The organism is Pseudomonas sp. TMW22091 (genome assembly GCF_022496705.1).
GTDB classification, from domain to species: domain Bacteria; phylum Pseudomonadota; class Gammaproteobacteria; order Pseudomonadales; family Pseudomonadaceae; genus Aquipseudomonas; species Aquipseudomonas saxonica.
The window spans coordinates 567,752-588,529 of record NZ_SCFI01000001.1 but is presented as its reverse complement, the minus strand read 5'-3'; the positions used below and the strand labels follow the sequence as shown (position 1 = coordinate 588,529).

The 20,778-nt window shown below is 56.6% G+C and carries 19 protein-coding genes; 8 read left to right on the top strand and 11 right to left on the bottom strand.

The window, feature by feature from the left end; all coding sequences use genetic code 11:
- Positions 1 to 49: 49 nt before the first annotated feature.
- Both trmA and EQV93_RS02700 read right to left on the bottom strand, forming a co-directional pair.
- Complete coding sequence (gene trmA / locus EQV93_RS02705; protein ID WP_240890826.1) at positions 50 to 1,138, bottom strand: tRNA (uridine(54)-C5)-methyltransferase TrmA; 1,089 nt, start codon at positions 1,136 to 1,138, stop codon at positions 50 to 52.
- Positions 1,135 to 2,430, bottom strand: coding sequence for an NCS2 family permease (locus EQV93_RS02700; protein WP_122782254.1), 1,296 nt, complete (start codon positions 2,428 to 2,430; stop codon positions 1,135 to 1,137). The genes trmA and EQV93_RS02700 overlap by 4 nt, the downstream gene beginning before the upstream one ends.
- Before the next feature lie 210 nt (positions 2,431 to 2,640).
- Between EQV93_RS02700 and EQV93_RS02695 the strand changes: the two genes are divergently transcribed.
- On the top strand, positions 2,641 to 3,078 hold the full coding sequence (locus EQV93_RS02695) for a DUF4879 domain-containing protein (RefSeq protein ID WP_442968869.1): 438 nt from the start codon (positions 2,641 to 2,643) through the stop codon (positions 3,076 to 3,078).
- A 40-nt stretch (positions 3,079 to 3,118) separates the two neighbouring features.
- Positions 3,119 to 3,661 (top strand): DJ-1 family glyoxalase III, encoded by a 543-nt coding sequence (locus EQV93_RS02690; protein ID WP_122782256.1) that lies wholly within the window; start codon positions 3,119 to 3,121, stop codon positions 3,659 to 3,661.
- A 105-nt stretch (positions 3,662 to 3,766) separates the two neighbouring features.
- On the opposite strand, the gene EQV93_RS02685 is transcribed toward EQV93_RS02690, so the two are convergent.
- Positions 3,767 to 4,993, bottom strand: a complete 1,227-nt coding sequence (locus EQV93_RS02685; RefSeq protein WP_146384370.1) for an MFS transporter — start codon at positions 4,991 to 4,993, stop codon at positions 3,767 to 3,769.
- Positions 4,994 to 5,399: 406 nt separating this feature from the next.
- Between EQV93_RS02685 and EQV93_RS02680 the strand changes: the two genes are divergently transcribed.
- The 3 genes from EQV93_RS02680 to EQV93_RS02670 are packed head-to-tail and all read left to right on the top strand — an operon-like array spanning position 5,400 to position 8,075.
- Positions 5,400 to 6,839: a cytochrome ubiquinol oxidase subunit I gene (locus EQV93_RS02680; RefSeq protein ID WP_122782258.1), complete on the top strand. Its 1,440-nt coding sequence runs from the start codon at positions 5,400 to 5,402 to the stop codon at positions 6,837 to 6,839.
- Positions 6,840 to 6,842: 3 nt separating this feature from the next.
- The gene (gene cydB / locus EQV93_RS02675) at positions 6,843 to 7,850 is read left to right on the top strand and encodes a cytochrome d ubiquinol oxidase subunit II (RefSeq protein WP_146384368.1); all 1,008 of its coding nucleotides are present in this window, start codon (positions 6,843 to 6,845) and stop codon (positions 7,848 to 7,850) included.
- A gap of 57 nt (positions 7,851 to 7,907) precedes the next feature.
- Positions 7,908 to 8,075, top strand: a complete 168-nt coding sequence (locus EQV93_RS02670) for a DUF2474 domain-containing protein (RefSeq protein WP_122782260.1) — start codon at positions 7,908 to 7,910, stop codon at positions 8,073 to 8,075.
- Between the two features lie 266 nt (positions 8,076 to 8,341).
- On the opposite strand, the gene yjiA is transcribed toward EQV93_RS02670, so the two are convergent.
- From yjiA to katB, 6 genes are all read right to left on the bottom strand, one after another.
- Positions 8,342 to 9,310, bottom strand: a complete 969-nt coding sequence (gene yjiA, locus EQV93_RS02665; protein ID WP_122785870.1) for a GTPase — start codon at positions 9,308 to 9,310, stop codon at positions 8,342 to 8,344.
- Positions 9,311 to 9,392: 82 nt separating this feature from the next.
- Positions 9,393 to 9,590 carry a YbdD/YjiX family protein gene (locus EQV93_RS02660; RefSeq protein ID WP_122785869.1) on the bottom strand — a complete coding sequence of 66 codons (198 nt, stop codon included), beginning with the start codon at positions 9,588 to 9,590 and terminating at the stop codon, positions 9,393 to 9,395.
- Positions 9,591 to 9,592: 2 nt separating this feature from the next.
- On the bottom strand, positions 9,593 to 11,659 hold the full coding sequence (locus tag EQV93_RS02655) for a carbon starvation CstA family protein (RefSeq protein WP_122785868.1): 2,067 nt from the start codon (positions 11,657 to 11,659) through the stop codon (positions 9,593 to 9,595).
- Between the two features lie 136 nt (positions 11,660 to 11,795).
- Positions 11,796 to 13,163 carry a DNA repair protein RadA gene (radA, locus tag EQV93_RS02650; protein WP_240890825.1) on the bottom strand — a complete coding sequence of 456 codons (1,368 nt, stop codon included), beginning with the start codon at positions 13,161 to 13,163 and terminating at the stop codon, positions 11,796 to 11,798.
- A 45-nt stretch (positions 13,164 to 13,208) separates the two neighbouring features.
- Entirely contained in the window at positions 13,209 to 13,739 is a 531-nt protein-coding gene (locus EQV93_RS02645; protein ID WP_240890824.1) for an ankyrin repeat domain-containing protein, read from the bottom strand.
- Between the two features lie 270 nt (positions 13,740 to 14,009).
- Positions 14,010 to 15,551 (bottom strand): catalase KatB, encoded by a 1,542-nt coding sequence (gene katB, locus EQV93_RS02640; RefSeq protein WP_146425465.1) that lies wholly within the window; start codon positions 15,549 to 15,551, stop codon positions 14,010 to 14,012.
- A gap of 270 nt (positions 15,552 to 15,821) precedes the next feature.
- Between katB and mscL the strand changes: the two genes are divergently transcribed.
- Positions 15,822 to 16,235, top strand: a complete 414-nt coding sequence (mscL, locus tag EQV93_RS02635; protein ID WP_122785864.1) for a large-conductance mechanosensitive channel protein MscL — start codon at positions 15,822 to 15,824, stop codon at positions 16,233 to 16,235.
- Between the two features lie 53 nt (positions 16,236 to 16,288).
- Here mscL and EQV93_RS02630 read toward each other — a convergent pair whose 3' ends face one another.
- Entirely contained in the window at positions 16,289 to 17,065 is a 777-nt protein-coding gene (locus EQV93_RS02630) for a ferredoxin--NADP reductase (RefSeq protein WP_240890823.1), read from the bottom strand.
- Between the two features lie 356 nt (positions 17,066 to 17,421).
- Here EQV93_RS02630 and EQV93_RS02625 point away from each other — a divergent pair, with 356 nt between their 5' ends.
- Together EQV93_RS02625 and EQV93_RS02620 are read left to right on the top strand one after the other, a co-directional pair.
- Entirely contained in the window at positions 17,422 to 18,135 is a 714-nt protein-coding gene (locus EQV93_RS02625) for an autoinducer binding domain-containing protein (protein WP_240890822.1), read from the top strand.
- A gap of 169 nt (positions 18,136 to 18,304) precedes the next feature.
- Positions 18,305 to 19,429, top strand: coding sequence for a methyltransferase (locus tag EQV93_RS02620; RefSeq protein ID WP_122785862.1), 1,125 nt, complete (start codon positions 18,305 to 18,307; stop codon positions 19,427 to 19,429).
- A 59-nt stretch (positions 19,430 to 19,488) separates the two neighbouring features.
- Here EQV93_RS02620 and glyA read toward each other — a convergent pair whose 3' ends face one another.
- A complete protein-coding gene (gene glyA / locus EQV93_RS02615; protein ID WP_122785861.1) occupies positions 19,489 to 20,742 on the bottom strand; it encodes a serine hydroxymethyltransferase in 1,254 nt (417 codons plus the stop codon).
- Positions 20,743 to 20,778: the final 36 nt, after the last annotated feature.

The following is a 20,778-nucleotide window of genomic DNA, read 5'->3' as shown; positions in this document are numbered from 1 at the left end:
TTAGCCCCCTCTCCCTCTGGGAGAGGGTTGGGGTGAGGGTAGCGGTGCCTTACCGACGAACCAGCAACACACCCGACTCCATGTGGTGAGTCCACGGGAACTGATCAAACACGGCGCAACGCTCGATACGATGCGTATCGTGCAGTTGGGCAATGTTCTCGGCCAATGTCAGCGGATTGCACGAGATATACAGAATGTTGTCAAAACGACGGGTCAGCTCGCAGGTGTCCGGGTCCATGCCCGCACGCGGCGGGTCAACGAACACGCTGCCAAATTCGTAGCCCTTCAGGTCTACCCCCTGCAAGCGACGGAACGGACGCACGTCATTCAACGCTTCGGTCAATTCCTCTGCCGACAACCGCACCAGTGTGACGTTATCCACAGCGTTATCGCGCAGGTTATTGAGCGCGGCATTCACTGAGGTCTTGCTGATTTCAGTCGCCAGTACGTTGCGCACCCGGGTCGCCAGCGGCAGGGTGAAGTTGCCATTGCCGCAATACAGCTCCAGCAAATCATCCGAACGTTCGCCCAGTGCTTCATACGCCCAATTGAGCATCTTCTGGTTGACCGTGCCGTTGGGCTGGGTAAACGCGCCTTCAGGCTGTTGATAAGTGAAGGTGCGACCCGCCACGTCCAGCTTCTCGACCACGTAATCGCGACCAATCACCGTGCGCTTGCCTTTGGAACGACCAATCACGCTGATGTCCAGGTCTTTGGCCAATTGCTCGGCAGCCTTGTGCCAGTGCTCGTCCAGCGGGCGGTGATAGCACAGCGTGACCATCGCATCGCCCGCCAGCGTGGTCTGAAACTCCACCTGAAACAGCTTGTGGCTCAGGGCCGCGCTGGCTTGCCAAGCGGCTTTGAGCTGCGGCATCAATTGATTGATGCGCAGGCTGGCAATCGGGAAGTCTTCGATCAGGATCGGCGTACGTTTGTCGTCCTGGGCGAACATCGCATAGTGACGCTCGCCGCCTTCGCGCCACAGACGGAATTCGGCGCGCAGGCGAAAGTGCTTGAGGGGCGAGTCGAACACCAAAGGCTCGGGGGCATCAAAGGGCGCCAACAACTCGCGCAGACGATTGGCCTTGGCCTCTAGCTCAACGGCGTAGGTAGCAGCATCAAACGGCAAAGCACTCATGCGGGGAACCAACCTAGCTTGACCACAAACAGAATCGACAGAATGATCAACGGCGCGTTCAGCTCGCGGGCGCGGCCCGACAGCAACTTGATCACCGTCCAGGAAATAAAGCCGAAGGCGATGCCGCTGGCGATGGAGTAGGTGAACGGCATGGCCAGTGCGGTGATGACCACCGGCGCGGCAACGGTGATGTCTTCCCAGTCGATTTCAGCCAGGCCACTCATCATCAGCACGGCCACAAACATCAACGCCGGGGCAGTAGCAAAGGCAGGAACGCTGGCAGCCAGTGGCGAGAAGAACAAGGCCAGCAAGAACATGATGCCAACCACGATAGCGGTCAGACCGGTACGGCCACCGGCGCTCACGCCTGCTGCCGACTCGATGTAGCTGGTGGTGGTCGAGGTGCCCAGCAGCGAACCGGCCATGGCCGCGGTGCTGTCAGCAATAAGGGCACGGCCCATTTTTGGCATGTGGCCGTCTTTGCCCATCAGGCCTGCGCGCTTGGCAACACCAATCAGGGTGCCCGAGTTGTCGAACAGGTCAACGAACAGGAAGGCGAAGATCACGCTGATCAAGCCAATGTCCAGCGCACCTTTAATGTCCAGTTGCAGGAAGGTCGGCGCCAGAGACGGCGGCATCGACACCACGCCACCAAACTCGGTCACGCCCATCAGAATCGAAACAATGGTCACGGCCAGAATGCCGATCAGCACGGCACCGCGCATTTTCAGGGCTTCAAGGGCGACGATCAGGGCAAAGCCGAGGGACGCGAGAACCACTTTAGGCTGGGTCAGATCGCCCATGCCCACCAATGTGGCGTTGTTGGCAACAACGATACCGGCGTTATGCAAGGCGATCAGTGCCAGGAACAGACCGATACCGGCCGCAATCGCCGAGCGCAGCGGCAGCGGGATGCTGTTGATGATCCATTCGCGGATACGGAAGATCGACAACAGGAAGAACAGCACCGCCGAAATAAACACCGCACCCAACGCCACTTGCCAGGTGTGGCCCATGTGCAGCACCACGGTGTAGGTGAAAAAGGCATTCAGGCCCATACCCGGCGCGAGGGCAATCGGGTAGTTGGCGATCAGGCCCATGACGGCGGAGCCAATAGCGGCCGCCAGACAGGTGGCCACAAAGACCGCGCCTTTATCCATGCCTGTTTCACCCAGAATGCTCGGGTTCACAAACAGGATGTAGGCCATCGCCAGAAACGTGGTGATACCCGCAAGTATCTCGGTGCGCACGTTGGTATTGTGTGCCTTGAGTTGAAACAGCCTTTCCAGCATGCCAGTCCCCGTGGCGCCCAATGCGCCGTAATTAAAACGTTTTCAACAGCAAAGCACAGACCTCTTGGATCTGAAGATTATCTGTCGCTCGGAAAAAGCCGCGCATCATACCAGCAGCGTGGGCGTCTGGCTGCCTTGGTTACCCCAGCGGGCGATGTTTTGTAACGAGGAGGGCACAGGCATACTGCGTGCCAAGTTTTGGGGGGATTTATGAAGCGTACGCTCACAGGTTTTTTTGTCTTTTTCGGGCTGCTGGCCAGTGGCATGTTGCACGCTGCGCCGGCCATGCCGTTGAGTGCTGTTGAAATTCTCAAGGTGGTGTCGCGAACCTGCGCCGTAGAGGATGTTTCCGACGCTCGGGAGCAAACCCGATGCGATCACAATGGCCCGAATATCAAGGTGTATGTGCTTGAACGGGGCTATGGCGGCCAGCCGAATGTGACGCTCAATGGCCAGAAAATCGACGGTGTTCGTGCCCCTGTTTGCAACCGGGGCACTGGGCTGGATGACTGTCAGCGGGGTGGAACCACCACGGGTTACCTGTATACCTTCGATCTGGGTAACAAAAACGAAGGTTGGTTTGAGTTCAGTAACACCTCACTGGTGCCGCCGCACACTCGGTTGGGTGCGCGGCTGTTTATAAAGTGAAGCTGGCCTAAGCTCACAGAACCTCTGTGTGAGAACGCTTATGACCTATAGAGCCCTGATACCTGTAGCCGAAGGTGTTGATGACCTGCAAACCGTGACCCTGATCGATGTGCTGCGTCGCGCCGACATAGAAGTGGTGGTCGCCAGTGTTGAAGGGCGGCGCATGTTGACCTGCGCCCGAGGCACCCGACTGACGGCCGACGGCATGCTGGTCGACCTGCTGGCGCAGCCGTTTGACTTGATCGTATTGCCGGGTGGCGTGGTGGGGTGTGAGCATTTGGCGGCGCATCAGCCCTTGATGCAAATGGTTAAGGAACACGCACGGGCGGGTCGCTTTTATGCCGCCATTGCGCAGGCCCCCGTGTTGGTGTTGCAGGCATACGGGGTGCTTAAAGGACGGCGCATGACCTGCATTGAATCGGTGAGCGATCAACTCTCGGGGTGCAACTACGTTGATCAACCCGTGGTAGTCGATGGCAACTGCATCACGGCGCAAGGCTCGACGGCGGCACTGGCCTTTGCCCTGACGCTGGTGGAGCAACTGTGCGGCAAGGCCCGCCGTAATGCCCTGACAAACCTGTAGCCGCTGCCGAAGGCTGCGATCAGCGACGCAGTCGTCGTAAAGTCAACAACGTGTGCGATCGCTTCGCAATCGGACGCAGCCTTCGGCAGCTGCTTCGAGAGGGGGCTACTTTTTAGCGGGTTCCACCATCCGGTCGCGGTTGGCCAGCCCAGGGAACAGTTTTATCCACAGCCCCGTGACGACCAGCGTGCCGACCCCACCCAGCACCACAGCGGGCACAGTGCCCAGCCAATGCGCTGTCACACCGGATTCAAACTCGCCCAGTTGATTGGACGCACCGATAAATACCCCGTTGACGGCGCTGACGCGGCCGCGCATTTCATCCGGGGTTTCGAGCTGCACAAAAGAAGCGCGGATCACCATGCTGATCATGTCTGCGGCGCCCAGTACCACCAATACGGCCAGTGAAAACCAGAACGACGTCGACAGCCCGAAGGCGATGGTGGCGACTCCGAATATGCCCACGGCGGTAAACATGACGCGCCCCACCTTGCGGTACACCGGGAAGCGGGCCAGCCATAAGGACATCAGCAAAGCGCCGACTGCCGGAGCCGAGCGCAACATGCCCAGCCCCCAAGGGCCGGTGAGCAGGATGTCTTTGGCAAATACCGGCAACAATGCCGTCGCGCCGCCCAGCAGCACCGCAAACAAATCAAGAGAGATCGCGCCAAGTACGTCCGGACGGCTGCGAATAAAGCGAATGCCCGCCAACAGCGAGTCCAGCGTGGCCTTGGCTTTAGTGAGCGGTAACTGGCGGGCGGGCAGGGTGCTCATCAGCAGGGCCGCAATCAGGTACAGCGCCACGCTGGGGCCATACACCCACACGCTGCCAAACGCATACAGCAACCCGCCCACCGCGGGCGCAACAATAGTGGCCGACTGTTGTGCGGCCTGCGCCGCCGCGACGGCACGCGGGAACAGTTCGGCCGGTACGATCGAGGGCAGTAATGCCTGGGTTGCGGGCATCTCGAAAGAGCGTGCCGCGCCCAGTGCAAAGGCCAGCGCAAAGATCATTTCACGGGTGATGTGGTCAGTTGCACTGCTGATCGCCAAGGTCAACGCGATCATGGCTTGCAAGGACTGACACAGGGCCGCCACTTTGCGCCGGTCATAGCGATCGGCCACATGCCCGGTGTGCAGCATAAAGAGAAGGCGTGGCGCGAATTCGATCAAACCGACCCAGCCAAGGTCCATCACACTGCCAGTCAGTTGGTAAAGGTTCCAGCCAATCGCCACGGTCAGCATTTGAAAGGCGCTGGCAGTGAAGATACGGGCAAACCAAAAGGCCACAAACGGCCGGTGGTGACGGAGCAAAAGAGGCTGGCTGGTCATTGAGGACATCGTGGCAAGGGGCGGGGTATGCCGAGATTATCATTTTTATGTAACAAACAATGACTTGATTGGCCGCGTGTATAAACGGGTCGTCAGGGCGATGAAAAAGTGCGTCCTTTTGGCGCTCTTACAGTTCTGGCAACGGTCTATTTCAAGGCCTGGGGCAACCTGTCACGCGACAACAAACCACATTAGCGTCATGCCGATATTGGACTACTCTTGCTTCAATGCTTGATCCAGATCAAAGCGTTTAAAGGCTTACTGGAGTGGCCAGACGGCCAGATCCCTTTGAGTATTGGTTTATGAGAGCGAAGCCTGATTCGCCAAAACCATCGCCCGCTGGGCAGTTGGATTCCGGTGTCCTGCCGGAGTTCTGAACGACCTGATACCTGATAGAGGAAGACATATGTTCGGTTTGGAGGCTCTCGATCTCGCCCGAATTCAGTTCGCGTTTACCGTGTCGTTTCACATTATTTTTCCCGCCATTACCATCGGTCTCGCCAGTTATCTCATGGTGCTCGAAGGCATGTGGCTGAAAACCCGTGACGATACCTACCGTGATCTGTACCACTTTTGGTCGAAGATATTTGCAGTCAACTTTGGGATGGGCGTGGTGTCCGGCTTGGTCATGGCGTATCAGTTCGGCACGAACTGGTCACGCTTCTCTGACTTTGCGGGAGCTGTAACCGGGCCTTTGTTGACCTACGAAGTACTCACCGCATTCTTCCTTGAAGCCGGTTTTCTGGGCGTTATGCTGTTTGGCTGGAACCGGGTTGGTCGTGGCATGCACTTCTTCTCGACCATCATGGTCGCTGTCGGCACGCTGATCTCGACCTTCTGGATTCTGGCGTCCAACAGCTGGATGCAGACCCCTCAGGGCTTCGAAATTATCGATGGTCGAGTGATTCCGGTGGACTGGCTGGCGGTGGTGTTCAACCCTTCCTTCCCGTACCGCCTGGCGCACATGGCAACAGCAGCCTTTGTAGCGACTGCCTTCTTTGTGGGTGCGTCGGGGGCCTGGCACTTGTTGCGCGGGCGTAATACCCCAGCGATTCGCCGCATGTTTTCGATGGCCATGTGGATGGCTCTGGTGGTTGCCCCTGTGCAAGCCTTCATCGGTGATGCTCACGGTTTGAACACACTGAAATATCAGCCGGTGAAAATTGCCGCCATCGAAGGTCACTGGGAAAACAAACCCGGAGAGCCTAGCCCGCTGATCCTGTTCGGCATCCCGAACATGAAAACCGAAACCACTGACTACAAGATCGAAGTGCCTTATTTGGGCAGTCTGATCCTGACCCACAGTCTGGATGAACAAATCCCGGCCATGAAAGACTTCCCGGCTGCGGACCGTCCGAACTCGACCATCGTGTTCTTCAGCTTCCGCATCATGGTTGCCTTGGGCATGTTGATGATCTTTATCGGCCTGTGGAGCCTGTGGTTGCGTAAACGCGGCACGCTGTACGACAACCGTCACTTCTTGCGGTTGGTGCTGTGGATGGGACCTTCGGGCCTGATCGCCATTCTGGCAGGCTGGTTCACCACTGAAATCGGCCGTCAGCCGTGGGTGGTGTACGGGCTGATGCGTACCGCAGATGCCTCGTCCAACCATAGCGTTACGCAGATGAGCGTCACTCTGATCCTGTTTGTGCTGGTGTATTTCTCGCTGTTCGGTGTGGGTCTGGGGTACATGATGCGTCTGGTGCGCAAAGGCCCTGTTACCCATGAAGGTGACGAACATAACGAAGGTGGGCCAGGTCAGCCGCGCACGCCTGCACGTCCTCTTTCTGCTGCCCATGAGGGTACAGAAGAAGGCCATAGCGACAGCCTGCCTAAGGGGAATTGAGTCATGGGAATTGATCTGCCACTTATCTGGGCAATCATCATCATCTTCGGCGTCATGATGTATGTGGTCATGGATGGTTTCGATCTCGGGATCGGCATCCTCTTTCCTTTTATCAAGGGCGAGAAAGACCGTGACGTGATGATGAACACCGTTGCGCCTGTCTGGGACGGCAACGAAACCTGGTTGGTTCTGGGCGGCGCCGCGCTGTTTGGCGCCTTCCCGCTGGCCTATTCGGTCATCTTGTCGGCGTTGTACTTGCCGTTGATTTTGATGCTGATGGGTTTGATCTTTCGCGGTGTGGCCTTTGAGTTCCGCTTTAAGGCGCGCCCCGAGAAACGTCATATCTGGGACATGTCATTCATTGGCGGTTCGCTGGTTGCCACGTTCTTTCAGGGCGTGGCACTGGGGGCCTTCATTGATGGTATTCCGGTAGTCAATCGCCAGTATGCGGGCGGCGGGCTGGACTGGTTAACGCCGTTCTCCGTGTTCTGCGGGCTTGCGCTGATCGTGGCGTATGCCTTGCTCGGTTGCACCTGGTTGATCATGAAGACCGAAGGGCCGCTGCAAGCAAGCATGCACAAGTTGGGCAAACCTCTGGCGCTGGCGTTGTTGGTGATCATGGGGGTTGTCAGCCTGTGGACACCGCTGACCCATACGGACATTGCCGCCCGCTGGTTCACCTTGCCTAACCTGTTCTGGTTCCTGCCGGTGCCGATTTTGGTATTGGTCACCTTTTACGGACTGATCAAGGCGATTGCCCGCAATGCTCACTACACACCGTTCGTGCTGACGCTGGTATTGGTCTTTCTGGGGTACAGCGGTTTGGGCATCAGCCTGTGGCCACACATCATTCCGCCGTCGATCTCGATCTGGGATGCAGCTGCACCACCGCAGAGTCAGGGCTTTATGCTGGTGGGCACCTTGTTCATCATTCCATTCATCCTGGGTTACACCTTCTGGAGCTACTACGTGTTCCGGGGCAAAGTGACTCACGAAGACGGTTACCACTAGACGTCAATGCCGCTGCGGCCTGAGGGCCGCAGCCTTTGCCCAAGAGGAGGCCTGAACATGGCTGGCAAGGATTATCTGAACGAGGTGCAAGAGGCCGAGAAAAAGCCACTGTGGCAACGCATTGGCTGGTTGGTACTGATCTGGACGGCCAGTGTGGCGAGTCTGTTTGTATTTGCCATGCTGATCCGGCTGTTCATGACCGCGGCGGGCATGAAGAGCCACTGACCTCTATTTCAGTCAAGAGCCCCTCACCCTAGCCCTCTCCCAGAGGGAGAGGGGACGAAAAGCGCAAGCGGTGTTGCGCAGCCCCTCACCCTAGCCCTCTCTCAGGGGGAGAGGGGACTAAAAGTACAAGCGGTGTTGCGCAACTCCACACTTCAGCTCCCTCTCCCTGAGGGAGAAGGGACTCAAGCCCAAACCCGATTTGCGCAACAACTCAAATCAGCCCCCTCTCCCTCCGGGAGAGGGTTGGGGTGAGGGCAGGCCGCGACTCAGCCCTCCAGCCGTGCAAACCCCTCGCGGATCTTGGCCTCTGGCAAGTCATCGGCAATAAATACCATCACGCTTTCACGCGGCTCACCCTCGGCCCATTCGGTGTCCCAGTCAAAGCCGTAAAGCTTGAGCACGCCCTGAAATACCAAGCGCCTATCCTCACCAGCAATGTTCAGCACGCCCTTGTAACGCAACAATTGCGGCCCATGCTCCTCCAGCAGCTCGTTCATAAACGCGCTAAGGCTGTCGATATCCAGGGGCGTCTCTGTTCGCAGTACCAAACTTGAAATGCGATCTGCCGTTTTCATCGGCTGCACCGGGCGCAAGTTCAGCCCGCCGCCCACATCTGCGTTTAGGTTAAATCCGCGCACATCCAGCAGTTCAGCCAGATCAATACAACCATGATCAACCACACGAATCGGTGCCCGGCGATTAATCCGCGTCAGGCGCTCGCACAGCGCTTCATAGGTGGCGTCATCCACCAGGTCGCGCTTGCTCACCAGTAACCGGTCTGCAAAGCCAATCTGCGCCTGGGCGATGGTTTGCGCCAGATGGACATCGGCATGGGCGGCGTCCACCAAGGTAATAATGCCGTCCAGCAGGTAACGTTCGCGCAGCTCTTCATCAATAAAGAAGGTTTGTGCAACAGGGGCCGGATCGGCCAGCCCGGTGCACTCAATGACCAGTCGATCAAAGGCGATCTCGCCACTGTCCAGTCGCTCAAGCAGCAAGTACAGGGCTTTGGTCAGGTCGGTGTAAATGGTGCAGCACACACAGCCATTGGACAGGGTCATGACTTGCACAGGCTCGTCGCCCAGCAATTGGGTGTCGATGCCTGCGTCGCTGAATTCATTTTCGATCACGGCGATTTTCAGCCCGTGTTCGGCCTTGAGCAAATGACGCAGCAGGGTGGTTTTACCAGCTCCCAAAAAACCGCTGAGGATGGTAACGGGGATTGGCGCAGACATGCTGAAGTCTCCCGAACAGCAGAAATAAAAAGGGGAGCAGACTGGCTGCTCCCACTGATGTCATGCAACGCGGATTAGCGGGCTAACAACATTTTGGCCCACCCTTGCCGCCATAACGCGCTTCCTGACGCTCTCGAAAGAATGCCTCGTAGCTCATCACCGGTTTGTCCGGGTGCTTGGTTTTCATGTGCTCGACGTAGTTGTCGTAGTCAGGCATGCCGACCATCAGGCGGGCAGCCTGACCGAGGTATTTACCGAGGCGACTCAGGTCATTGAACATGTTCAAGCGTCCGGAATTGTGTGGTACGGGGCTTCTTTATCCGTACGCTCTTTGGTGCCCCAGGAGGCAACACCCACTTTGATCGCAAAGAACAGAATGCTGAACACCACGAACAGAAACAGCACGGTCAAACCGGCGTTCGTGTAGGCGTTGATAATCACGTGTTGCATCTGGTCGATGTTTTTCGCCGGGGCAATCACTTGGCCAGCGTCGAGCGCGGTACTGTACTTTTTGGCCAGGGCCAGGAAGCCCACCGCAGGGTTGGCGTCGAACAGTTTGATAAAGCCCGCTACCGTGGTGCAGATCAGCAGCCAGACCGCAGGCACCAAGGTCACCCAGATATAGCGTTGGCGCTTCATTTTGATCAGTACAACCGTGGCCAGCATCAGCGCGATGCCCGCGAGCATCTGGTTGGAGATACCGAACAACGGCCACAAGGTGTTGATGCCACCCAATGGATCGATCACGCCCTGGTACAGCAGGTAACCCCACATGGCGACACACAGGCCCGTCGCCAGCAGGTTGGCAGGCCACGACTCGGTGCGCTTGAGAGCAGGAACAAAACTGCCCAACAGGTCTTGCAGCATAAAGCGCCCGGCACGGGTGCCCGCATCAACCGCAGTCAGGATAAACAAGGCTTCAAACAAAATGGCGAAGTGATACCAGAACGCCATAGTGTTTTCGCCCGGCAACACGTTGTGCAGGATCTGAGCGATACCCACCGCCAGGGTCGGAGCGCCGCCGGCACGTGCCAGAACGGTGGTTTCACCAATGTCATGAGCCAGCGCTGTCAGGGCATCCGGGGTAATTGCAAAGCCCCAGCTGCTCACCGTTTGAGCCACGGTCACCACATCACCGCCGACAATTGCGGCAGGGCTGTTCATGGCGAAGTACACACCCGGCTCGATCACCGAAGCAGCAACCATTGCCATGATGGCCACGAACGACTCCATCAACATGCCGCCGTAACCGATGTAACGGGCGTTGGTTTCGTTATCCAGCAGTTTGGGTGTGGTGCCCGAGGCGATCAGGGCATGGAAGCCCGACACTGCGCCACAGGCAATGGTGATGAACAGGAAGGGGAACAGGCCGCCTTTCCACACGGGGCCAGAGCCATCAATGAATTGGGTCAGTGCCGGCATTTTCAGCTCGGGCATGGTGACCAGAATACCGATGGCCAGCGCAACAATGGTGCCGATTTTCAGGAACGTTGACAGGTAGTCACGTGGTGCCAGTACCAGCCATACGGGCAGTACTGCGGCCACAAAGCCATAGCCGATCAGCATCCAGGTGATTTGTGTACCGGTGAAGGTGAACACATGGGCCCAGTCCGGGCTGGCTGCAATCTGGCCCCCCAGCCAAATGGAACCCAGCAGCAACAGCACGCCGAGAACCGAGATTTCACCAATGCGGCCCGGGCGGATGTAACGCATGTAAATGCCCATGAACATGGCGATCGGGATGGTAGCCATCACCGTGAACATGCCCCACGGGCTTTCAGCCAGTGCCTTGACCACAATCAGCGCGAGCACCGCGAGGATGATGATCATGATCAGGAAGCAACCGAATAGTGCAATGGTGCCTGGAATCTTGCCCATTTCCTCGCGCACCATGTCGCCCAGGGAGCGACCGTTGCGGCGGGTGGACATGAACAGCACCATGAAGTCCTGCACGGCCCCGGCCAGTACCACACCGGCGATCAGCCAGAGCGTGCCAGGCAGGTAGCCCATTTGCGCGGCCAATACCGGCCCGACCAAAGGCCCGGCTCCGGCGATTGCCGCAAAGTGGTGACCGAAAAGAATGTGTTTGTTGGTTGGCACATAGTCCAGGCCGTCGTTATTAACGACGGCTGGCGTTGCGCGCAAAGGGTCCAGCTGCATCACTTTGGTGGCGATAAACAGGCTGTAATAACGATAAGCGACCAGATAGATGGCAACGGCTGCCACCACGATCCATAAAGCGTTAATTGCCTCGCCCCGGCGTAATGCCACTACGCCAAGGGCGCAGGCTCCCACAATTGCCAGCACCAGCCACGGGATGTGGCGGAGCAAGCTATTTTTATTATTCATTTTTATATTCCGGCCAGTTGGACAAGAAGGATTGCCTCTGGAGTTTAGCGCTCTCAGCACTAAAGACCACCCCCTGAGGTTGGTCTAGAGCCTTCTTTTGCAGATTTTCGGTAGGCGGCGCTGCACTTTTCAACCGTTATTCGAACAACGCATCCAGCGCCTGCTCCAAACGCGTCACTCCAATGACTTTAAGGCCCGGCGGCGATTCTTTGGGAGCGTTACCTTTAGGCACGATGGCGCGTTTGAAGCCATGCTTTGCCGCTTCCTTCAAGCGCTCCTGCCCGCTAGGCACGGGCCGCACTTCACCCGAAAGCCCGACTTCGCCAAACACCAGCAGATCATGTGGCAGAGGCTTGTTACGCAAACTGGACATCACCGCCGCCATCAAGGCCAGGTCAGAGGCAGTTTCGAGCACCTTTACGCCCCCCACCACGTTAAGGAATACATCCTGATCGTGGGTCGGAATGCCGCCGTGACGGTGTAATACGGCCAGCAGCATGGCCAGACGATTTTGATCCAGGCCCAAGGTCACGCGGCGCGGGTTGGACATATGGCTGTCATCGACCAGCGCCTGCACTTCCACCAGCATGGGCCGCGTGCCTTCCCATGTGGCCATGACCACGCTGCCCGGCACCTCTTCCTGAGCGCGAGTCAGAAAGATTGCGGAAGGGTTGGAGACTTCCTTCAAGCCTTTGTCGGTCATGCCGAACACGCCGAGTTCATTGACGGCGCCGAAGCGGTTTTTCACCGCCCGCAGCAAACGCAAACGACCGTCAGACTCGCCTTCGAAATACAGCACGGTATCGACCATGTGCTCCAGTACGCGTGGTCCGGCCAGTGCGCCTTCTTTGGTCACGTGACCCACCAGGAAAATGGCTGTGCCGCTGGACTTGGCGTAGCGCACCAGCAGTGCCGCACTTTCACGCACTTGCGATACGCCACCGGGTGCCGATTGCAGTTGTTCGGTGAAGATGGTTTGAATCGAGTCGATCACCATGACCTTGGGCTTTTCCAGCTTGGCCGTGGCGATAATGCTTTCGATACAGGTCTCGGTCATGACCTTGAGTTTGTCTTGTGGCAAACCCAGACGCCGGGCACGCATGGCCACTTGCTGTTGAGATTCTTCCCCTGTCACGTACAGCGCTGGCATGCGGGCGGCCATATGACACAAGGTTTGCAGGAGAATGGTCGACTTACCGATGCCGGGGTCGCCGCCGATCAGTACCACCGAGCCATCAACCAGACCGCCACCGAGCACTCGATCCAGCTCGCCGGAAGCGGTGGAGAAGCGTGGCAGCTCTTCGATGCTGACTTCGGCCAGTGTTTTGAGCTGCGCCGGCTGTCCCGTCCAGCCGGTGCGGCCACTGGGTGGCGCGGCGGCGCCGCTTTCTACAACCGTTTCGACCAAGGTGTTCCAAACGCCGCATTCGCCGCATTGCCCGGCCCATTTGGGAAAGGTTGCGCCGCACTCGGTGCAGCCGTATATGCGCTTTGGCTTGGCCATCTGAACTCCACGGAAAAAACGCGATGATAGCCCACCTGCTTGTGATCAGTGCGATGCCGGCATGCGTATTTCGCCATTCGCCAGCCGGGCGGCAGTATTGCCCACGGCATCTTCGGCATTCAGGTCGGCGCCCTTGCGGGCCAAATCGTTGAGCAGTTCGACCCGTTTGAACAGGCCTGCATACATGGCTGCGGTCTGCCCGGCGCCATTGCGCTGATCGGGATTGCATTCGGTGGCCATTAATCGTCGGGCGATTTTCAGCTCACCTTTGAAAATAGCGCCCATCAGGGCGGTGTTGCCGCGTTTGTCTTGAACACAGGCATTGGCACCGGCGTTCAGAAGTTGTTCTACCGCCTTGCTATGGCCGTTGTAGGCCGCCAGGATGAGCGCGGTATAGCCTTTGTCGTCCTGCGCATCGAGCGGGTAGTGAGAGGCAATGAAGGTATTGAGCATCTCCACGTCGCCTTGGCGGGCGGCGTCGAAATAGTAGGTTTGCAGTTGGGTGGGCACGTCGGGTTCATCTGCAAGGCTTAGGCTGCTGACGAGCAGCAAGGCCAGGGAAAGAAAAATGTTCATGTTGAGCTGCCTGTTAAGTGACTGGATCAAAAGCCCCTCACCCTAGCCCTCTCCCGGAGGGAGAGGGGACTGACCGCATGCGCCTTCAAAATCACCGCATATCGGCCCCATCTCCTGCGGGGAGGGGGTGGCTGACCGCCTGCGCCTTCAAAATCACCGCATATCGGCCCCATCTCCTGCGGGGAGGGGGGACTGACCGCATGCGCCTTCAAAATCACCGCATATCAGCTCCCTCTCCCTCTGGGAGAGGGTTGGGGTGAGGGTAAAAAGTCAATCCACTAACTTGGCCGCCAGCGCTTTAACCCGCGCCAGATCGCCTTTGGCGACTTTAGTGACGCCTGTGCCGTACTCAGGGTCTGCTTTGTAAAGGAACGAAAGCATGATGTGCTTGCTTTCGTCATCGGTGGTTGCCAGCGAGCCACCGAAGCTTTCAATCAGGTCCTGACGCTCCTTTTTGCTGAATGAGCGATACAGATCACCGGCCTGCTTGAAGTTCTGTTCACGCTGGATCTTCGCTTGCTGGGTAGTGCCTGAGACGGGCATCTGGCTGTAAAGGGCAGATTGCGGTTCTTCACGGGGCATCAAGCGACTCGGCTGGTAGTTCACACCCGTGGTGGTGTGACCGGCATTCATAGCGCCGTCCTGATTACCGTTATTCACCGCCACACGTGGAGCGTTGATCGGCAACTGCATGGCGTTCGCGCCCAAACGGTACATCTGGGTGTCGGCGTAGGAGAACACGCGACCTTGCAGCAGACGGTCTTCAGACGGCTCGATGCCAGGCACCAGGTTTGCCGGCGCCATTGCGACTTGCTCGGTCTCCTGGAAGACGTTGGCCGGGTTACGGTTCAGCACCATCTGACCGACTTTGCGCTCAGGAACATTGGGCCAGATTTTGGTCGCGTCCAATGGGTCAAAATCGAAAGACTTCAGGTCTTCAGGCTTGAGCACTTGTACGTATAGGTCCCATTTAGGGAAGTCGCCCTTGTTGATGTGCGTAACCAAATCATGGGTCATGTGGCTGTAGTCTTGCCCCTGAACCTGAGTCACTTGTTTTGGATCAAGGTTGTTCAGGCCTTGCAGACTCTTCCAGTGGAACTTCACATAACGCACGTCGCCTTTGGCATTAACCAATTTGTAGGCGTGCACACCATTGCCGTCCATTTCGCGATAGCTGGCCGGTGTTCCCGCGTTGGAGTACAGCTCGGTCAGGGTGCGAGTGGCTTCCGGGACGTGGGAGAAGAAGTCAAAGCGACGTGAGTCATCATCAAGGTTGGTGCGTGGGTCAGGCTTGAAGGCGTGAACCATGTCCGGGAACTTGATGGCATCGCGGATAAAGAATGTCGGGAAGTTGTTGCCGACCAAGTCCCAGTTACCGTCGGCGGTATAGAACTTGGTGGCAAAGCCACGCGGGTCGCGCAAGGTTTCAGGCGAGTGAGCACTGTGCACCACGGCCGAGAAGCGCACAAACACGGGGGTGGTCACGCCAGCGGCAAACACATTGGCTTTGGTCAGGTCGCTCAGGTCGTTGGTCACCGTAAACGTACCGTGAGCCCCCGTGCCGCGCGCATGCACGACGCGCTCAGGGATGCGTTCGCGGTCAAAGCGCTGGAGCTTTTGCAGTAATTGCACGTCTTGCAGCATCACAGGGCCGTTGGCGCCTGCCGTTTGAGAGTTCTGGTTGTCGCCAACAGCGGCGCCGTTGTCACGCGTCAAGGTGGCGGCGTTGACTGAAACCGACAGCAGGCCGGCGCTCAAAACACACAGCAGGCGACCCTGCGAAAGCAGTCCTGAGCCTAGGGGGGTGGTCATGCGTAAGTCCTCTGATTATTTTCTGCGCATCAAGGCGCTGAACAAAGGCTAGAGGCCTGGACCGAAAACTCTAAATAGAAAGGTCGCACACAGTCGATTGAAAAAAAGGTCTGGCCCTGACGCGTCTAAACGGTTATTTAGCGAGCCGTTTTTTAAACGGCTGCTGACCGTTGGCTGTCAATTTATGAGCATAAAAGAGGACGGGCAGGCAAGATCAGTCAGGCTGATTTACACTTCACCCTCAACCTCATCTGTAACAAGGAATAACCTATGGGCGTGATAAGTGAGTTCAAGGCCTTCGCGGTCAAAGGTAACGTGGTCGATATGGCCGTTGGTATCATCATTGGCGCAGCGTTCGGCAAGATCGTTTCCTCCTTCGTAGGCGATGTGATCATGCCGCCCTTGGGCTTGTTGATCGGCGGGGTGGATTTCACAGATCTGGCCATTACCCTCAAAGCTGCAGCGGGCGATGCGCCTGCCGTGGTATTAGCCTATGGCAAGTTCATCCAGAGTGTCATTGACTTCATTATCGTGGCCTTCGCTATCTTCATGGGCGTGAAAGCCATCAACCGGCTCAAACGTGAAGAAGCAGTAGCGCCGAGTGCGCCACCGTTGCCGTCTAAAGAAGAAGAGCTGTTGGGTGAAATTCGCGACTTGCTCAAAGTACAAAACAACAAACCTTAAACGGTATGTTTAAACAGCGGCGCCTCAGGGCGCCGTTGTTTATAGGGTCTGAGTTACCAGTAGTTTTCGACGGCTACCTGGCCTGGGCGTCGCGTCAGGCTTAGTTGCAAGTTGCGTTCTTTTAGCAGTTTGCGTGTGTCGTCAATCATTTGCGGATTACCGCACAGCATGACCCGGGAGTGCTCAGGGCTTAGTTGCACGCCGGCAGCACGCTCTAACTCACCACTTTCAATCAATGTGGTAATGCGGCCATTGAGTGTGCTGGGCACTTCTTCGCGAGTCACTATCGGGATGTAGGTCAACTTGTGCGCATATTCGGCCAGGTACTCACGTTGGGTCAGATCAGCGATCAAGTCCTGATAGGCGAGTTCGCGTACTTCGCGTGCGCTATAGACCAGCACGATCCGTTCAAATTTCTCCCAGACCTCAAAGTCCTGAAGGATCGACAAAAAGGGGGCTACCCCAGTTCCCGTGGCCAACAACCACAAGTCACGACCGTCAATAAATCTGTCCAGCGTCAGAAAGCCATACGCCTGACGCTCAACCATTAGCGTGTCACCGACCTTGAGCCGGCTCAGCTCACTGGTGAACTCTCCGCCTGGTACCACAATGGAAAAAAACTCCAAAAACTCGTCGTAAGGTGATGAAACAACCGAATACGCTCGCCATACGGTGCTGCCATCGGCCTTGGTGACCCCAAGCTTGGTGAACTGCCCTGCGCGGAAACGAAACCCATTGTCGCGAGTGGTACGCAGTGTAAACAGGCTGGGAGTCAGAGGGTTTACCTCAAGCAGCGTCTGGCGTGTGAACTTGTCTGCACTGTCGGTCATGGTGCGCTCCGTGTTGACTGAAGAGCTAGTGTCGCGCAAACCCGCTCGCGGGAACACCCAGAAGGGGTAGGGGCATCCAGTGTTTCAGGGGTGCAACGCCTAACTATCGAACTAGTTAATAAGTAATAGTGTTAACCGGAATTAGAGTATTTGCCCTATTGAACTTGCCGGGAAAACAAAATATTGGCGCCATAAAGTCAGCGAGTTGGCGCTGTTCTTAGAGCTTTCTCGTATATTGATCCGTTCATCATTAATGTTTAATTGGTGGTGTTATATATTGTTATTTCCTACCGGAGTTTATTAATATCGGGTGTAGGGATCTTCTATTTGTTGTGCTCAAGGGAGGGGTCTATTTCATGGGCATTAAGTGCGTGCCCGATGAAAAACAATATGTTAACAAGCTAAATCCAAGCGACTTGTATGAATATACCCTCAAACAGATACAGTGCTATGGTTTTGAGTACTTCTGTTTTTGCTTCACTACTCACCTTAAAAACATTCATGTGAGTGTAAAGCGTGTTTCTAACTATTCAGATGAGTTTATCGAGTTTTACAGAAGTATTGACGTTTCTCTTAACAATCCTTTAGTCAGTCATTGCCAGCGCTCCATTGACCCAATTATTTGGGATGAGTCCATTTTTCGAGACACTCCTGAGCTCTCGAGGCAAGCTCAGGCGCACGGCCTGAATTATGGCTGGTCGCAAGCAGTGCATGACACTCAAGGCTGGACCAGTATTTTGAACATGGCCAGAAGCAGTACGGCTATTACTCAAGAAGAGTTTGATGAAAAAGCAGCCGATGTATTGTGGCTGTGCAACCAATTGCATGGAGCCGTATTGGCCGAGCTTTCACCCGCACAAAGGGTTCAGACGCCTCTGGAGCATTTGTCGCAGCGCGAAGCAGAGGTGTTGAAGTGGACAGCTCAAGGCAAAACCGCTTCGGATGTCGGCATGATTTTGGGGCTGACGACACGCACCGTGAATTTTCATATCAGCAGTGCGATCAGAAAACTGGGCACCAGCAATAAAACGTCAGCGGTGGTACTCGCCACTCAACGCGGTTTTATCTAGTTGAGTGCGCTGTGAGCAGTCTCCCTCGCCAGCGCGTTAAATCGCATCAGGCAATTAGCTTTAAAAAAAAGTAAAATCAGCGCCACCTGTAAAACCCACCGGTCTCGATTGCCCGTCAAACCGCCCAAAGGCGATTTTCATGGGTCTCGATGCCCCAGAGTTTGTATAAATGCCAGTGCTTGAAAGCCCGTTCGCTCAACTCCGTTTGATCCGCCAACCTGAACAGCAAAATGAGCCGTTACAGGCTTTTGATGCTGCAGATGAGTATTTACTGAACCACTTGGCCGAACAGGGACTACCCGCTGGTAGCCGGGTGCTGATCCTCAATGACAGCTTCGGCGCATTGGCAGTCAGCCTTGTGGCCACGATGAAGGTCACCAGCAGCAGCGACTCGTTTCTCGCCATCCAGGCGCTGGAGAAAAATCTGGTCCTTAACGGCCAGGCATTTGATGCGGTCACGATTATCCCTGCCAGTGAGCCATTAACAGGCCCTTTCGACTGCGTTTTGGTGCGCGTCCCTAAAACCCTGGCCCTGCTTGAAGAACAGCTTATTCGTCTGCAAGGCCAGTTGGCGCCGAATGCTCAGGTGATTGCGGGGGCGATGGTCAAACATTTGCCGCGCGCCGCAGGTGAGCTGCTGGAACGGTATATCGGGCCGGTACAGGCCTCATTGGCGGTTAAAAAAGCCCGACTGCTGATGGCTACCCCTGAAACTAAACAACCGTTTGTTTCGCCTTACCCTACTCGCTATCTGCTGGATGAACCGGCGATTGAGCTGCTCAACCATGCCAATGTTTTCTGCCGGGAAGGGCTGGACATCGGTACTCGCGCTTTTCTACCCCATCTGCCCAAAAACCTGGGGGCTGCCCGCGTGGCTGATGTGGGGTGTGGCAATGGGGTGCTGGCGATTGCGAGTGCGCTGAACAATCCTGAGGCTCACTACACGCTGGTTGATGAGTCGTTTATGGCAGTGCAGTCCGCCCGTGAAAACTGGCAGGCTATTCTGGGTGAGCGTGAGGTCATTGTGCGGGCAGGTGATGGCTTGGCCGGGCAAGAGCCAAACTCACTGGACGTGGTGCTGTGCAACCCGCCGTTTCACCAGCAGCAAGTGGTGGGTGACTTTCTGGCGTGGCGCATGTTCCAGCAAGCCCGTGATGCGCTGGTCGTCGGCGGTGCGCTGTATATCGTCGGCAACCGTCATCTGGGTTATCACAGCAAGCTGGCCAAGTTGTTTCGTGGTGTAGAGCAAGTGGCGGCCACACCCAAGTTTGTAATTCTCAAGGCCCGCAAGTAAACCACCGCCCACAAAAAAGCCCGGCTCAACGCCGGGCTTTTTTATTCAGCGATCGACACTCAGTTGCCGTAGACCGGCAGCTTGGCGCAGATGGCTTTTACTTTCTCGCGAACAGCATCAATCACAGCTTCGTTGTTGATGTCGTCGAGGATGTCGCAAATCCAGCTCGCCAGTTCACGGCATTCTTCTACTTTGAAGCCGCGAGTGGTGACTGCTGGTGTACCGAAACGCAGGCCCGAGGTTACAAACGGGGAGCGAGGATCGTTCGGCACGGAGTTTTTGTTCACGGTGATAAATGCTTTGCCCAGTGCGGCGTCAGCGTCTTTACCGGAAATGTCTTGCTTGATCAGCGACAGCAGGAACAGGTGGTTTTCAGTGCCGCCCGATACCACGTCAAAACCGCGCTCGATGAATACCGACGCCATAGCTTGAGCGTTTTTCACCACTTGTTGCTGGTAAACCTTGAACTCCGGTTGCAGGGCTTCTTTAAAGCAAACAGCCTTACCTGCAATCACGTGCTCCAGTGGACCGCCTTGCGAACCCGGGAAAACAGCCGAATTCAGCTTTTTCTCGATTTCAGGGTTGGCCTTGGCCAGAATCAGACCGCCACGAGGACCGCGAAGGGTTTTGTGAGTCGTAGTGGTCACCACGTCTGCAAACGGCACCGGGTTCGGGTATACGCCTGCGGCTACAAGACCGGCAACGTGAGCCATGTCGACGAAGAGGTAAGCGCCTACTTTGTCGGCAATGGCGCGGAAGCGCGGGAAGTCCAGAATCTGCGAGTAGGCAGAGAAACCGGCCACGATCATTTTTGGCTTGTGCTCAACGGCCAGACGCTCAACTTCGTCGTAGTCGATCAGGCCGTTGGCGTCGATGCCGTACTGAATGGCGTTGTACAGCTTGCCCGAGGACGAAACGCTGGCGCCGTGGGTCAAGTGACCGCCGTGAGCCAGGCTCATGCCCAGAATGGTGTCGCCTGCCGACAGCAGCGCCAGGTAAACAGCGCTGTTGGCCTGGGAACCGGCGTGGGGTTGAACGTTGGCGTAATCGGCACCGAACAGTTCCTTGGCACGGTCGATGGCCAGTTGCTCAACCACGTCTACATATTCGCAGCCGCCGTAGTAACGCTTGCCTGGGTAACCTTCGGCGTACTTGTTGGTCAGTACCGAGCCTTGAGCTTCCATGACCGCTGGGCTGGTGTAGTTTTCCGAGGCGATAAGTTCAATATGTTCTTCCTGGCGCTGAGCTTCTTGCTCCATGGCGGCAAAAAGGTCGGCGTCGAACTTGGCAAGTGTCAAATCACGGCTGAACATGGCGGTCCTCAAGGATCGGGGGGCAGAAAAGGAGGG

Bases quoted from the DNA above. Each gene is read 5' to 3' on its own strand.
- EQV93_RS02620 (WP_122785862.1), top strand. From the start codon at position 18,305: ATGCCAGTGCTTGAAAGCCCGTTCGCTCAACTCCGTTTGATCCGCCAA.
- EQV93_RS02670 (WP_122782260.1), top strand. From the start codon at position 7,908: ATGGCTGGCAAGGATTATCTGAACGAGGTGCAAGAGGCCGAGAAAAAG.
- trmA (WP_240890826.1), bottom strand. From the start codon at position 1,138: ATGAGTGCTTTGCCGTTTGATGCTGCTACCTACGCCGTTGAGCTAGAG.
- mscL (WP_122785864.1), top strand. From the start codon at position 15,822: ATGGGCGTGATAAGTGAGTTCAAGGCCTTCGCGGTCAAAGGTAACGTG.
- EQV93_RS02645 (WP_240890824.1), bottom strand. From the start codon at position 13,739: ATGAACATTTTTCTTTCCCTGGCCTTGCTGCTCGTCAGCAGCCTAAGC.
- EQV93_RS02630 (WP_240890823.1), bottom strand. From the start codon at position 17,065: ATGACCGACAGTGCAGACAAGTTCACACGCCAGACGCTGCTTGAGGTA.
- EQV93_RS02655 (WP_122785868.1), bottom strand. From the start codon at position 11,659: ATGAATAATAAAAATAGCTTGCTCCGCCACATCCCGTGGCTGGTGCTG.
- EQV93_RS02625 (WP_240890822.1), top strand. From the start codon at position 17,422: ATGGGCATTAAGTGCGTGCCCGATGAAAAACAATATGTTAACAAGCTA.
- yjiA (WP_122785870.1), bottom strand. From the start codon at position 9,310: ATGTCTGCGCCAATCCCCGTTACCATCCTCAGCGGTTTTTTGGGAGCT.
- EQV93_RS02685 (WP_146384370.1), bottom strand. From the start codon at position 4,993: ATGACCAGCCAGCCTCTTTTGCTCCGTCACCACCGGCCGTTTGTGGCC.
- EQV93_RS02660 (WP_122785869.1), bottom strand. From the start codon at position 9,590: ATGTTCAATGACCTGAGTCGCCTCGGTAAATACCTCGGTCAGGCTGCC.
- EQV93_RS02690 (WP_122782256.1), top strand. From the start codon at position 3,119: ATGACCTATAGAGCCCTGATACCTGTAGCCGAAGGTGTTGATGACCTG.
- EQV93_RS02700 (WP_122782254.1), bottom strand. From the start codon at position 2,430: ATGCTGGAAAGGCTGTTTCAACTCAAGGCACACAATACCAACGTGCGC.
- katB (WP_146425465.1), bottom strand. From the start codon at position 15,551: ATGACCACCCCCCTAGGCTCAGGACTGCTTTCGCAGGGTCGCCTGCTG.
- glyA (WP_122785861.1), bottom strand. From the start codon at position 20,742: ATGTTCAGCCGTGATTTGACACTTGCCAAGTTCGACGCCGACCTTTTT.
- cydB (WP_146384368.1), top strand. From the start codon at position 6,843: ATGGGAATTGATCTGCCACTTATCTGGGCAATCATCATCATCTTCGGC.
- radA (WP_240890825.1), bottom strand. From the start codon at position 13,163: ATGGCCAAGCCAAAGCGCATATACGGCTGCACCGAGTGCGGCGCAACC.
- EQV93_RS02680 (WP_122782258.1), top strand. From the start codon at position 5,400: ATGTTCGGTTTGGAGGCTCTCGATCTCGCCCGAATTCAGTTCGCGTTT.
- EQV93_RS02695 (WP_442968869.1), top strand. From the start codon at position 2,641: ATGAAGCGTACGCTCACAGGTTTTTTTGTCTTTTTCGGGCTGCTGGCC.